Annotated in this window: 9 protein-coding genes; 8 read left to right on the forward strand and 1 reads right to left on the reverse strand. The window is 64.9% G+C overall.

What is annotated here, in order from left to right; all coding sequences use genetic code 11:
* Positions 1 to 38 precede the first annotated feature (38 nt).
* From ACSQ3S_RS02590 to ACSQ3S_RS02620, 7 genes are read left to right on the forward strand one after another with little or no spacing between them, the layout of a single operon-like run.
* The gene (locus ACSQ3S_RS02590) at positions 39 to 806 is read left to right on the forward strand and encodes an SDR family NAD(P)-dependent oxidoreductase (RefSeq protein WP_353403952.1); all 768 of its coding nucleotides are present in this window, start codon (positions 39 to 41) and stop codon (positions 804 to 806) included.
* Entirely contained in the window at positions 803 to 1687 is an 885-nt protein-coding gene (locus ACSQ3S_RS02595) for an SMP-30/gluconolactonase/LRE family protein (RefSeq protein WP_413446905.1), read from the forward strand. Before ACSQ3S_RS02590 ends, ACSQ3S_RS02595 begins: the two co-directional genes overlap by 4 nt.
* Positions 1684 to 3456, forward strand: coding sequence for an IlvD/Edd family dehydratase (locus ACSQ3S_RS02600; RefSeq protein WP_413446906.1), 1773 nt, complete (start codon positions 1684 to 1686; stop codon positions 3454 to 3456). Before ACSQ3S_RS02595 ends, ACSQ3S_RS02600 begins: the two co-directional genes overlap by 4 nt.
* 29 nt (positions 3457 to 3485) lie before the next feature.
* Positions 3486 to 4490: a D-xylose ABC transporter substrate-binding protein gene (xylF, locus tag ACSQ3S_RS02605; RefSeq protein ID WP_436141503.1), complete on the forward strand. Its 1005-nt coding sequence runs from the start codon at positions 3486 to 3488 to the stop codon at positions 4488 to 4490.
* A gap of 9 nt (positions 4491 to 4499) precedes the next feature.
* Positions 4500 to 6038: a D-xylose ABC transporter ATP-binding protein gene (gene xylG, locus ACSQ3S_RS02610; protein WP_176653053.1), complete on the forward strand. Its 1539-nt coding sequence runs from the start codon at positions 4500 to 4502 to the stop codon at positions 6036 to 6038.
* A 24-nt stretch (positions 6039 to 6062) separates the two neighbouring features.
* Positions 6063 to 7205: a sugar ABC transporter permease gene (locus ACSQ3S_RS02615; protein ID WP_176653052.1), complete on the forward strand. Its 1143-nt coding sequence runs from the start codon at positions 6063 to 6065 to the stop codon at positions 7203 to 7205.
* Positions 7206 to 7255: 50 nt separating this feature from the next.
* Positions 7256 to 9640 carry a glycoside hydrolase family 3 N-terminal domain-containing protein gene (locus ACSQ3S_RS02620; protein WP_436141504.1) on the forward strand — a complete coding sequence of 795 codons (2385 nt, stop codon included), beginning with the start codon at positions 7256 to 7258 and terminating at the stop codon, positions 9638 to 9640.
* Between the two features lie 63 nt (positions 9641 to 9703).
* On the opposite strand, the gene ACSQ3S_RS02625 is transcribed toward ACSQ3S_RS02620, so the two are convergent.
* Entirely contained in the window at positions 9704 to 10984 is a 1281-nt protein-coding gene (locus tag ACSQ3S_RS02625; protein WP_436141505.1) for an ROK family transcriptional regulator, read from the reverse strand.
* Positions 10985 to 11363: 379 nt separating this feature from the next.
* On the opposite strand from ACSQ3S_RS02625, the gene ACSQ3S_RS02630 reads away from it, so the two are divergent.
* Positions 11364 to 14345: a TonB-dependent receptor gene (locus ACSQ3S_RS02630; protein WP_436141506.1), complete on the forward strand. Its 2982-nt coding sequence runs from the start codon at positions 11364 to 11366 to the stop codon at positions 14343 to 14345.
* Positions 14346 to 14379 lie beyond the last annotated feature (34 nt).

A 14379-nucleotide genomic window follows, 5' to 3' on the forward strand; every position in this document is an offset into this window, starting at 1 on the left:
CAACGAATCAACAGGAGAAACACACTATGGCGCAACCCATGGCCTACGCCACCTATCCCAGCCTGGCAGACAAACGCGTACTGATCACGGGAGGCGGCACCGGCATCGGAGCCGCCATCGTGGACGCCTTCGTCAAGCAGGGTGCGCAGGTGTACTTTATCGACATCGCCGTGGAGGAGTCGAAGGAGCTGGCCGCCAGCCTGAAGGACGCCAAGTATCCGCCGCGCTTCTTCCCTTGCGACCTGACCGACCTCGATGCGCTGGCCGGCGTGTTCGCGCAGATCGAGCGCGATCACGGCACGGTGGAGGTCATGATCAACAACGCCGCCAACGACAACCGCCACAACATCGAAGACGTCACGCCGAAATACTGGGACGACAGCCTGGCCGTCAACCTGCGCCACCAGTTCTTCTGCGCCCAGGCCGTGGCGCCGGGCATGAAGGCTGCAGGCACCGGCGTGATCCTGAACTTCGGTTCGATCTCGTGGCACCTCGCGCTGGGCAACCTGAGCCTGTACATGACCGCCAAGGCGGCCATCGAAGGCATGACCCGCGGCCTGGCACGCGACCTCGGCGCCTCCGGCATCCGCGTCAACTGCATCATCCCGGGTTCGGTGCGCACGCCGCGCCAGATGGCGCTGTGGCATACGCCGGAAGGCGAACAGGAGATCCTGAACGCCCAGTGCCTGCATGAGCGCGTGGAGCCCGAGGACATTGCCGCGATGGCGCTGTTCCTGGCATCGGACAATGCAGGGCGCTGCTCCGGCCGCGATTACTTCGTAGACGCCGGATGGTATGGTGCATGAACATCACCCAGCCTGAGTGCATCTGGCCGCTGGCGGCCACATTGGGCGAAGGCCCGGTGTGGCATGCCGGCGACAATGCCCTTTATTTCGTCGACATCAAGCAGCGCGCCATCCATCGCTGCGGCGAGGACGGCAGCCGCCGGCAAAGCTGGACGGTGCCGCAGGAAGTCGGCTTCGCGCTGCCGATGCACGGCGGCGGTTTCGTCTGCGGCCTGCCGGGCCGCCTGATGCGCTTTTCGTTCGACAGCGGCGAATTGACGCCGCTGGTGGAGCTGGAAGCCGACCTGCCGGGCAACCGCCTCAACGACGGCTATGTGGACCGTCACGGCTGCCTGTGGTTCGGCTCCATGGACAATGCCGAAACGGCGCCCAGCGGCTCGCTGTACCGCCTGTGCGAAGACGATGCCTTGCAGTGCAAGGACAGCGGCTACGTGATCACCAACGGGCCTTGCATCAGCCCGGACGGCCGCACCTTCTACCACACCGATACGCTGGAAAAAACCGTCTACGCGTTTGACGTTGACGACCAGGGCGCCCTGGCCAACAAGCGCGTCTTCATCCGCATCGAAGGCGAAGGCTATCCGGACGGCACGGCGGTGGACGCCGACGGCGCGTTGTGGATCGCCCTGTTCGCCGGCGCGCGCATCGAGCGCTATTCGTCGGCAGGCGAATTTCTCGATTCGGTTAATATGCCATGCTCTAACATCACCAAAGTCGCCTTTGGCGGCGCCGACCTGCGCACCGTCTTCGTGACGACCGCGCGCAAGGGACTGACGGACGAAGAACTGAGCCGGCAACCGCTGGCGGGAGGCTTGTTCAGCTTCCGCGTGGCGTCGCCGGGCCAGCTGCAAAACGAATATTTACCAGGACAGGCAATATGAACACACCTCGCCGTTTTCGCTCGCAGGATTGGTTTGACAATCCGGACCACATCGACATGACCGCGCTGTACCTCGAGCGCTTCATGAACTACGGTATCACGCCGGAGGAGCTTCGCTCCGGCCGCCCCATCATCGGCATCGCGCAATCGGGCAGCGACATCAGCCCGTGCAACCGCATCCACCTGGAGCTGGCCAAGCGCGTGCGCGACGGCATCCGCGACGCGGGCGGCATCGCCATGGAATTCCCGCTGCATCCGATTTTCGAAAACTGCCGCCGCCCGACCGCCGCCATCGACCGCAACCTGGCCTATATGGGCCTGGTCGAGATCCTGCACGGCTATCCGATCGACGCCGTGGTGCTGACCACCGGCTGCGACAAGACCACCCCGGCGCAGCTGATGGCCGCCGCCACCGTCGATATCCCCGCCATCGTGCTGTCCGGCGGCCCGATGCTGGACGGCTGGCTCGATGGTGAACTGGTCGGCTCCGGCGCCGCGATCTGGAAAGGCCGCAAGCAGCTGGCCGCCGGCAAGATCAACGAAGAGAAGTTCCTGCAGATCGCCGCCGCTTCGGCGCCGTCGGCCGGTCACTGCAACACCATGGGCACCGCCTCGACGATGAACGCCATCGCCGAGGCGCTGGGCATGTCGCTGACCGGCTGCTCCGCGATTCCGGCGCCGTATCGCGAGCGCGGCCAGATGGCCTATGAAACCGGCAAGCGCATCGTCGAGATGGCGCACCAGGACCTGCGTCCGTCGGCGATCCTGACGCGCGAGGCCTTCCTCGACGCGATCGTGGTCAACGCCGCCATCGGCGGTTCCACCAACGCCCAGCAGCACATCGTCGCGATGGCGCGCCACGCCGGCGTCGAACTCAAATCGAGCGACTGGATGGAATATGGCCACAAGGTGCCGCTGCTGCTGAACATGCAGCCGTCCGGCAAATTCCTCGGCGAGCGTTTCCACCGCGCCGGCGGCGTGCCTGCCGTGATGTGGGAACTGGAACAGAACGGCAAGCTGCGCTCGGACCGACTGACCGTCACCGGCGCCACCATGAGCGACAACCTGAAGGGCCGCGAGACCAACGACCGCGAAGTGATCTACCCGTTCGCCGCGCCGCTGAAGGAAGACGCTGGCTTCTTCGTGCTGAAGGGCAACCTGTTCGACTTCGCCATCATGAAGACCAGCGTGATCTCGCCGGAATTCCGCGCCCGCTACCTGAGCAAGCCGGGCGCCGAGAATATCTTCGAGTGCCGCGCCGTGGTGTTCGACGGTTCCGGCGACTACCACGACCGCATCAACGATCCGTCGCTGAACATCGACGAGGACAGCATCCTCGTCATCCGCGGCGCCGGCCCGGTGGGCTGGCCCGGCTCGGCGGAAGTCGTCAACATGCAACCGCCTGACGCCCTGATCAAGCGCGGCATCATGAACCTGCCGACCCTGGGCGACGGCCGCCAGTCCGGCACGTCGGACAGCCCGTCTATCCTGAACGCCTCGCCCGAGAGCGCGGTGGGCGGTGGCCTGGCCTACATCCGCAACGGCGACATCGTCCGCGTCGACCTGAACGAAGGCACCTGCAATATGCTGGTCGGCGACGAGGAACTCGCCAAGCGCAAGGCCGAAGGCATACCGGCCGTGCCGCCAAGCCAGACGCCGTGGCAGCAGCTGTACCGCTCCACCGTCGGCCAGATGGAGAGCGGCGCCTGCATGGAACTGGCGGTCGACTACCGCGGTGTCGGCCACACGCTGGCGCGCCACAACCACTAAACATAAAAAATCCTACTGGAGACAGCAACATGAAGAAGATTATCGCCACCGCCGTACTCGGCGCCATGATGGCATTGGCCGGCGGCTACGCGCAAGCGGACGCCAAGAACCCGAAGATCGGTTTTTCCATCGACGACCTGCGCCTTGAGCGCTGGGTGCGCGACCGCGACTACTTCACTGCGGAAGCCGAGAAGCTGGGCGCCAAGGTCTACGTGCAGTCGGCCGACGCCAGCGAACAGCGCCAGATCTCGCAGATCGAAAACCTGATCTCGCGCGGCGTCGACGTGCTGGTCATCGTGCCGTACAACGCCACGGTGCTGAACAACGCGGTGCGCGAGGCGAAGAAGGCCAAGATCAAGGTCGTGTCCTACGACCGCCTGATCCTCAACGCGGACATCGACGCCTACATCTCCTTCGACAACGCCAAGGTCGGCGAGCTGCAGGCCGGCAGCCTGGTCGCGCTGAAACCGAAGGGCAACTACTACCTGCTGGGCGGCGCGCCGACCGACAACAACGCCAAGGTGCTGCGCGAAGGCCAGCTGAAAGTGCTGCAGCCGCTGATCGACAAGGGCGACATCAAGGTCGTCGGCAAGCAGTGGGTCAAGGACTGGAGCGCTTCCGAGGCGTTGTCCATCGTCGAGAACGCGCTGACCGCCAACGGCAACAAGATCGACGCCGTGGTGGCCTCCAACGACGCCACCGCCGGCGGCGCCATCCAGGCGCTGGCCGCGCAAAAGCTGGCCGGCAAGGTGCCGGTGTCCGGGCAGGACGCCGACCTGGCCGCCGTCAAGCGCGTCATCGCCGGCACCCAGGCGATGACGGTCTACAAGCCGCTCAAGCTGATCGCGACGGAAGCGGCCAGGCTGTCGGTGCAACTGGTGCGCAACCAGGCGCCTGCCTACAACTCCACCTACGAGAACGGCATGAAGAAGGTCAGCACGCTGCTGCTGGCGCCGATCGCGCTGACCAAGGCCAACGTGAACGTGCTGTCCGACGACGGTTTCTACACCAAGGCCCAGCTGTCCGCCAACTAAGGAGTCGGTATGGCTGACTATCTGCTGGAAATGAAGAACATCGTCAAGGAATTTGGCGGTGTTCGCGCGCTCAACGGCATCGACATCAAGCTCAAGGCCGGCGAGTGCGCAGGCCTGTGCGGTGAAAACGGCGCCGGCAAATCGACGCTGATGAAAGTGCTGTCCGCCGTGTACCCGCACGGCACCTGGGACGGCGAGATCCTGTGGGACGGCAAGCCGCTGCGGGCGGAGTCGATCCGCGAAACCGAAGCGGCGGGCATCGTCATCATCCACCAGGAACTGATGCTGGTGCCCGAGCTGTCGGTGGCGGAGAATATCTTCCTCGGCAACGAGATCAAGCTGCCCGGCGGCCGCATGGACTATGCGGCCATGAACCGCCGCGCCGAGGAACTGCTGGCCGAACTGGATATCCGCGACGTCAACGTGGTGCTGCCGGTGAAGCAGTACGGCGGCGGCTACCAGCAGCTGATCGAGATCGCCAAGGCGCTCAACAAGAACGCCCGCCTGCTGATCCTGGACGAGCCTTCGTCGTCGCTGACGGCCTCCGAGATCAAGGTGCTGCTGAAGATTATCCATTCGCTCAAGGCCAAGGGCGTCACCTGCGTCTACATCTCGCACAAGCTCGATGAAGTGGCGGACATCTGCGACACCATCGTCGTCATCCGCGACGGCCAGCACATCGCCACCACGCCGATGGCCGACATGAACATCGAACGCATCATCGCGCAGATGGTCGGCCGCGAAATGAACCAGCTGTATCCGGAACGCAGCCACGTGCCGGGCGAAGTCATCTTCGAAGCGCGCAACGTCAACTGCTACGACGCCGACAACCCGCAGCGCAAGCGCGTCGACAACATCTCCTTCAAGCTGCGCAAGGGCGAGATCCTCGGCATCGCGGGCCTGGTGGGCGCCGGCCGCACGGAGCTGGTGTCGGCGCTGTTCGGCGCCTATCCGGGACCGAGCGAGGCCGAGGTGTGGCTCAACGGCGTCAAGCTCGATACGCGCACACCGCTGAAGGCCATCCGCGCCGGCCTGGCGATGGTGCCGGAAGACCGCAAGCAGCACGGCATCGTGCCCGACCTGGGCGTCGGCCACAACATGACGCTGACGGTGCTGAAGGATTTCGCGCGTGCCACCCGCATCGACCAGCAGGCCGAACTCGCGACCATCCACAAGGAGATCAAGAGCGTCAAGCTGAAGACCGCCACGCCGTTCCTGCCGATTACCAGCCTGTCCGGCGGTAACCAGCAAAAGGCCGTGCTGTCGAAGATGCTGCTGACCAAACCGAAGATCCTGATCCTCGACGAACCGACGCGCGGCGTCGACGTCGGCGCCAAGTTCGAGATCTACCAGCTGATGTTCGACCTGGCCGCACAGGGCATGTCCATCATCATGGTGTCGTCTGAGCTGGCCGAAGTGCTGGGCATCTCGGACCGCGTGCTGGTGGTCGGCGAGGGCAAGCTGCGCGGCGATTTCGTCAACGACAACCTGAGCCAGGAAACCGTGCTGGCCGCGGCGCTGGACCAAACGCAGCCTGCGCTGCACTGATACTCTCCTAGATCTGGATTTGCCATGAACAGTAACAACATCAAACAGTTATTCACGCAGTACAAAATGCTGGCCCTGCTGATCGCAGTCGCCTTGATCTGGGGTTTCTTCAGCTACCACACCGAGGGCGGCTTCGTCACGCCGCGCAACCTGTCCAACCTGATGCGCCAGATGGCCATCACCGGCATCGTCGCCTGCGGCATGTCGCTGGTGATCATCGCCGGCGAGATCGACCTGTCGGTCGGCTCGCTGCTTGGCCTGCTGGGCGGCGTGGCGGCGGTGCTGGATGTGTCGCACCATCTGCCGCTGCCCTTGAACCTGCTGATCGTGCTGGGCATCGGCCTGGTGATCGGCCTGTTCAACGGCTACCTGACCGCCTACCTGAAAATCCCGTCGTTCATCGTCGGCCTGGGCGGCATGCTGGCCTACCGCGGCATCGTGCTGGGCGTGACGGGCGGCGTGACCATCGCGCCGGTATCGGACGACCTGGTCTACCTCGGCCAGGCCTACCTGTCGCCGACCCTGGGCGTGGCGCTGGGCGTGGTGCTGTTCGCCGTCGCGGTATTCCTGGTATGGCAGCAGCGCCGCAGCCACGCCGCCTACGGCCTGGCCGTGGCGCCGGTCTGGCGCGACGCCGCCAAGGTGGTGGTGCTGGGCGCCGTGCTGCTGGCGTTCGTCACGACCTTCAATTCGTACGAGGGCATTCCGCTGCCGGTGCTGCTGTTGCTGGCGTTGCTGGGCATCTTCAGCTACGTCACCACGCAGACGGTGTTCGGCCGCCGCGTCTACGCAGTCGGCAGCAATATGGAAGCGACGCGCCTGTCGGGCATCAACGTGCAGGCGGTGAAGCTTTGGATCTTCGGCATCATGGGCCTGATGTGCGCACTGGCCGGCCTGGTCAACACCGCGCGGCTGGCGGCCGGTTCGCCGTCGGCCGGCACCTCCGGCGAACTCGATGCGATCGCGGCCTGCTTCATCGGCGGCACCTCGATGCGCGGCGGCTCGGGCACCGTGCACGGCGCGCTGATCGGCGCGCTGGTGATGGCGAGCCTCGACAACGGCATGTCGATGCTGGACGTGGACACGTATTGGCAAATGATCGTCAAGGGCTGCATCCTGACGCTGGCAGTGTGGGTGGACGTTGCGACCCGCGCAGGCAAGCGCTAAGCGGCATCATCAAAGAACACCATAAAAGAATACCAACGGAGACAGATAACATGAAGAACAACCGCAGACAGTTTTTAACTTCCATGTCCAGCATCGCCGGCCTGTCCGTGCTGCCTGGTTCGATGGCGCTGGCCGCCACCGCCAAGGCGCCGTACAAGGATGCGACCCTGCCGGTGCAGCAGCGCGTCGACGACCTGCTGGGTCGCATGACGCTGGAAGAAAAAATCATGCAGATGCAGTGCACCTGGCAGCAGAAGACCGAGATCCAGGACGCGAAAGGCGAGTTCTCGCCGGCCAAGGCGCAGAAGGCGTTTCCGAACGGCCTGGGCATGATCGCCCGTCCGTCGGACCGCCAGCTGGGCCAGGCGGCGGGCGCCGGCGACACCGGCGCGCATGACAACCGCAACGCGCTGGAAACGGCGACCTATGTGAACGCGATCCAGAAGTGGGCGGTCGAGCAGACCCGCCTCGGCATCCCGCTGTTCATGCACGAGGAATCGCTGCACGGCTACGTCGCGCGCGACGCCACCAGCTTCCCGCAGGCGATCGGCCTGGCGTCGTCGTTCGACACCGACCTGGCGCGCAAGGTGTTCAGCGTGGCGGCGCGCGAGATGCGCGCACGCGGCGCCAACCTGGCGCTGGCGCCGGTGGTGGACGTGGCGCGCGAACCGCGCTGGGGCCGCATCGAGGAAACCTATGGCGAGGACCCGCACCTGTGCGGCGAGATGGGCAAGGCCGCCGTGCTGGGCTTCCAGGGCGAGAGCAAGGTGCTGGCCAAGGACAAGGTCTACGCCACGCTCAAGCACATGACCGGCCACGGCCAGCCTGAAAGCGGCACCAACATCGGCCCGGCCGAAGTGAGCGAACGCACGCTGCGCGAGGAGTTCTTCCCGCCGTTCGAAAAACTGATCAGGGAAACCAACGTCGCCGCCGTCATGCCGTCGTATAACGAGATCGGCGGCGTGCCTTCGCATGCCAACCACTGGCTGATCACCAAGGTGCTGCGCGAGGAGTGGGGCTTCAAGGGTGTGACCGTGTCGGACTACTTCGGCATCAATGAACTGGTCACGCGCCACAAGCTGGCCGCCACGCCGAAGGAAGCCGCTTACCGCGCGCTGAAGGCCGGCGTCGACATCGAAACGCCGGACGGCCTGGGCTACAAGACGCTGGCGGAGCTGGTGAAGGAAAAGCGCATCGCCGAAAGCGAGATCGACGCCGTGGTGCGCCGCGTGCTGGAACTGAAATTCAATGCAGGTCTGTTCGAGCAGCCCTACGTCGATGCGAAAGCGGCCGACAGCCTGACCGCCACGCCGGAAGCCGTCGCGCTGGCGCGCCTGGCGGCCACGCGCACGCCGGTGCTGCTGAAGAACGACAAGGGCGTGCTGCCGCTGGACGGCAAGAAGGTCGGCAAGGTGCTGTTGCTCGGTACCCACGCCAAGGATTGCCCGATCGGCGGCTACTCGGACGTGCCGCGCCACGTGGTGTCGATCTACGAAGGCCTGCAGGCCGAGGCCAAGGCGCAGGGCTTCGAGCTGGCCTATTCCGAAGGCGTGCGCATCACCGACAGCCGCGTGTGGGGCGCCGACGAGATCAAGTTCACGCCGCCGGAAGTCAACGCCAAACTGATCGCCGAGGCGGTGCAGGCGGCCAAGTCGGCCGACACCATCATCATGGTCCTGGGCGACAACGAGCAGACCAGCCGCGAGGCCTGGGCCGACAATCACCTGGGCGACCGCGACAGCCTGGACATGCTGGGCCAGCAGAACGACCTGGCGCGCGCCATCTTCGCGCTCGGCAAGCCGACCGTGGTGTTCCTGCTCAACGGCCGTCCGCTGTCGGTCAACCTGCTGGCGGAAAAGGCCGACGCGCTGATCGAAGGCTGGTACATGGGTCAGCAGACCGGCTTCGCCGCCGCCGACCTGTTGTTCGGCCGCGCCAACCCGGGCGGCAAGCTGCCGGTGTCGATCGCGCGCAGCGTCGGCCAGCTGCCGATCTTCTACAACCACAAGCCGTCGGCGCGCCGCGGCTACATCGACGGTTCGACCAAGCCGCTGTATCCGTTCGGCTTTGGCCTGAGCTACACCACGTTCGATATTTCCGAACCGCGCCTGGTCAAGGCCAGCATCGCTGTCGGCGAATCGACCAAGGTGGAAGTGGATGTGACCAACACCGGCAAGCTGGCCGGCGACGAAGTGGTGCAGCTGTACATCCGCGACGATATCAGCTCGGTCACGCGGCCGGTGCTGGAGTTGAAGGGCTTCCAGCGCGTGACGCTGAAGCCGGGCGAGAAGCGCACACTGTCGTTCGACATCAAGCCGTCCGACCTGTGGTTCTTCAACACCGAGATGGTGCGCGTGGTGGAGCCGGGCAGCTTTACCATCCACGTCGGTCCGGACAGCGTCAAGCTGAAATCGGCCAAGCTGATGGTAGGCTAAGCTGATGGTAGGCTAAGCAATGCGCACGCCGTTCCCGCTTTCGCGGGAATGACGCGCGTGGGTTCAGCTCCAGGACCAGAAGCCGGCGGCGACGCCGGTGGCCTGCGGCAGGCCGGTGCCGACTTTCGGGTTGGGCCGGCGCCCGCCGCTCTGGTCGGCGAATGGCCGCATCAGGTAATGACGTGCCATCGCCGCGCCGCCGATGGCGATGGCGTTGATGCCGAAGCGCGGCGTGCGGATCGCAGGCGCCGGCAACAGCGTCGCGCTGGCGCAGTCGTTGAGCACCTGGCGGCCCGGCTCCAGGAAGCGGTCGCCCAGGCGCAGCGCGGCGCCGCCGATGACGATGCACATCGGATCGAACGCCACCCACAGGTTATTCAGCAGCACCCCCAGCTTGCGGCCGGCCGCGGCCACCACGTCGCAGGCGGCGGCGTCTCCCGCCTCCACTTGCACGAACAGCTTTTCCAGCAGCTCGGCGCCGTGCGCCGGCTTGCCGTTCACCTCGTCCATCAGTGCCTGCAGGCCGATCAGCGCGTCGGCGCAGCCGCGCCGGCCGCAGGAGCAGGGCGGTCCGTCCTGTTGCAGGATGGTGTGGCCGACCTCGCCGGCGAATCCGTACAAGCCGGTCAGCAGACGGCCGTTGACGATGATGCCGGCGCCCACGCCGTAGCCTATGCTCAGGTAGATCAGCGGATCGGCGCCGGCCTGGTTGGAAAATTCCAGCTCCGCCAGCGCCGCCACGTTCGCCTCGTTCTGGATGAACAGCGGCTTGCCGTCCAGCGCGGTGAAGGCGAAGTGCGAGCGCATCTGGTTGGCCACGTCGACGTTGCGCCAGCCGAGGTGGGGCGCGTAGTGCAGCACGCCGGTGGCGTCGTCGACCACGCCGTGCAGGCCGATGCCCACGCCCAGCAGCGCGCGGCCGGCCAGCGCGCCATCGGCGCGCGCCATGTGCAGCACGCCGGCCGCCATCTGCCCGATGCAGGCGACGGCGTCGGCGCCGTTGGCGTAGTCGATCACCGCCTCGTCCAGCACTTCGCCCAGCAGGTTGGTGGCGACGATGCGCGCCGCGCCGATGCCGAGGTCGACGCCGAGCAGCGCCAGGCGGGTGCCGTCCAGGTGCAGCGGCGTGGCGCGCCGGCCCAGCGCGCCGGTGGCCAGCAATGCGCTTTCGCTGAGCCAGCCTTCGTCCAGCAGCTCGCGCACCAGCAGGCTGACGGTGGACTTGGTCAGGCCGACGGTTTCGGCCAGCCCGGCGCGCGACAGTCCCGGCTGGTTGCACAGCTGGCGCACCAGCGCCATGCGATTGACTTGCTTGAGTAGCTGTTGGTCGCCGGCGACGATCATAGGTGAAAGCGTTCGAGGTGAGGAGTCAGGCAGGGATCATACACCAATGAAATGCAGTCGAGTCATCCGCGCTTTTTTTGCGCTTTGCGGCGTTCATACAACAGCTCGCAACTTCCTCGTTTGAATTCGTTCGATCAATTGACTAATGAGTTTTTTTCTCATATCCTGAGTTGGCTTTGTCAATTCGTCATTTGATTGAACTAAGTTTGAAAACGTTTGCATGCCGACCTGGCGTGCGCGTAACCGGGGGCCATCCGCGCCGCCGCCAGTTTCTGTAACAGAACACTTCAGAGTAGTTGTAGTTGTCACCACCATCGGCGTTGCTTACGGCCTGCTCGATCAGCGTCGAAGATATAAATAAATCTAATAAGGAGACGTAGTGCGAAACCATACCACCAAGGGGGCAGTCCACCCGAATTCCCGACGCAGGGCCATCAGCCTGGCGGTCGCCAGTGCCTGCTTGAGCCTGTCGTCGGCTTACGCGCAAGAGGCCGTCAAGGCGGCCGATGCGCCGCCGGCCGAACAGACCGTCGTTGTCACTGGTATCCGCGCCAGTATGCAATCGACGCTGAACCTGAAGCGCAATTCCGACGGTATCGTCGACGGCATCGTGGCCGACGATATCGGTAAGTTCCCCGATACCAACCTGGCCGAATCGCTGCAGCGCATTTCCGGCGTGTCGATCGACCGCAGCAACGGCGAAGGGCAGAAAGTCACCGTGCGCGGCGTCGGCCCCGACCTGAACATGGTGCTGCTGAACGGCCGCCAGATGCCGACCTCGAACCTGGGCGACCTGTCCGGCCGCGCGTTCGACTTCTCCAACCTGGCGTCCGAGGCGATCTCGCAGATCCAGGTGTACAAGACCAGCCGCGCCGACACGCCGCCGGGCGGCATCGGCGCCACCGTCAACATCATGACCGCGCGTCCGTTCGACAATCCCGGCATGCATTCGAGCGTCGGCGTCAAGGGCGTGTACGACACCTCGAACAACCACTTGCCGGACGCCGACAAGGCCAGCACCTCGCTGACGCCTGAAATCTCCGGCATCTACAGCAACACCTCGGCCGACGGCCGCTGGGGTGTCGCCATCAGCGGCAGCTACCAGAAGCGCAACCTGGGCGTGAACACCGCCGGCATCCCCAACGGCTGGCGCGGCCCGTTCACCGGCGACGAAAACAACTGGGGCACGATCCCGCAGGCGGGCCAGCCGGGCTACAGCGACATCACCAACCGTCCGAAGCCGGGCGACGTGTACTCGGTGCCGCAGAACATTTCCTACTTCATGAAGGGCATGCAGCGCCAGCGCACCAACGGCCAGCTGGCCTTGCAGTTCAAGCCGACCACCGACCTGACCACCACGCTGGACTACACCTATTCGGAAAACAAGATCCAGACCCGCTCGCACGAGCTGAGCGCCTGGTTCAACTTGGGTCCGTCCGTCAGCAAGTGGACCGATGGCCCGATCGCCTCGCCGATCTACTACCAGGAAAACGTCACCGCGCAGGATATCGCGATGAACGGCGGCGACTACGCCACCAAGTCGACCAACAAGTCGCTCGGCTTCAACGCCGTGTGGAAAGCCACGCCGTCGCTGAAGGTGGTGTTCGACGCGCATAGTTCGTCGGCGGTGTCGCAGAAGGACAGCCCGTTCGGCTCGGCCAACGACCTGGCCACCGTCAGCTTCAGCCGCGGCAATACCGGCGTCGACTTCACCCACGAAATGCCGGTGCTGAGCATCCAGGGCGCGAACTTCACCGCGGCGCCGATGCAGGTGTCCGGCTCCTGGTTCCAGGACGGCTATCAGAAGATGACCATCGACCAGGGCCAGGCCAGCGCCAGCCTGAAACTGATGGAAGCGTCCAACCTGAACTTCGGTCTGGCCGTCACCAACGTCAAGAACCGTTCGGCCTTCCAGCAGGTGCAGAGCGACAGCTGGGGCGGCGCCACCAAGGCCTCCGACTATCCGCAATCGCTGTTCCAGGCGGACGACCTGCGCAAGTACTTCGGCAAGATGGATGGCGTGAACGATCCGAACCTGTTCAACCAGATCCACACCTTCAACTTCGCCGCCGTGCGCCAGGTGGCGTCGGACACCACCGGCAAGCCGGCGTTGTACATGCCGAGCCTGGAGAACCCGGACTACGACCGCCGCACCACCGAGAAATCGAAGTCGGCCTTCGTCCAGCTGGTGACCGAGTGGGACACCGCGATTCCTATCCACACCGGCATCGGCGCGCGCTTCGAGAAGACCGACGTGCTGTCGACCGCGTTGTCGCAGACGCCGAGCGAAGTGCGCTGGGTTTCGCAGAACGAGTTCCCGATCACCTTCGCGGGCAAGGCGTTCACCTCGCAGACCGGTTCCTACCACAACCTGCTGCCTAGCCTGGACATCGACGCCGACCTGCGCTCGGACTTCAAGGTACGCGCCAGCTACGGCGAGACCATCGGCCGTCCGCGCTACGACCAGATCCAGGGCGGCACCACCATCGGTGCCACCGCGTCGGTCAACGGCGACTCGGCATCGACCGGCAATCCTGCTCTGAAACCGGTCAAGTCGAAGAACCTGGACTTGTCGGCCGAGTGGTACTACGACAAGCGCAGCCTGGTGTCGCTGGGCCTGTTCGAGAAGAAGCTGACCAACTACGCCGGCCAGTCGGTGACCGATGTACCGCAGGCCAACCTGCATACGCCGGTCGGCGGCAAGTACTGGAACGCGGCGCTGGGCGCCGGCTGTATCGTCACCGATACCGCCTGCATCCGCAACTACATCTTCAAGAACTTCAACGGCCAGCCCGGCGTGGTGCGCGGGCCGGACAACGAGAAGGGCGAGATCACCGGCGTCATCACCGGCCAGCCGAGCGATCCGGCGATCAAGTTCCAGACCACCAGCTACGTCAATGCGCAGGACGCCAACCTGCACGGCGCCGAGATCAACTGGCAGCACATGTTCGGCAACAGCGGCTTCGGCATCCAGGCCAACTACACCTACGTCAAGTCGGGGCTGGCGTTCAACAACGCCAGCAAGGGCGACCAGTTCGCGCTGGTCGGCCTGAGCAACTCGGCCAACCTGGTGGGTATCTACGAGGATGACAAGTGGAGCGTCCGTGCCGCGTACAACTGGCGCGGGCAGTTCCTGTCGTCGACCACCGACCTGGCAGGCGCCAATCCGCAGTACGTGGAGCCGTACGGACAGGTGGACGTCAACGTCGGCTATGCCTACAACAAGAACCTGAGCTTCCAGCTGGAGGCGATCAACCTGACCGACCAGCTGCAGCGCGTGCACGGCCGTACCGACATGATGGTACTGAGCCTGGCACAATCGGGACCGCGCTACATGTTGTCGGCTCGGTACAAGTTCTAACCGCCGCAGACACCGGGACGGCGCCAGCCGTCCC

The organism is Duganella sp. LjRoot269, from assembly GCF_964254095.1.
Classification (GTDB): domain Bacteria; phylum Pseudomonadota; class Gammaproteobacteria; order Burkholderiales; family Burkholderiaceae_D; genus Rugamonas; species Rugamonas hordei.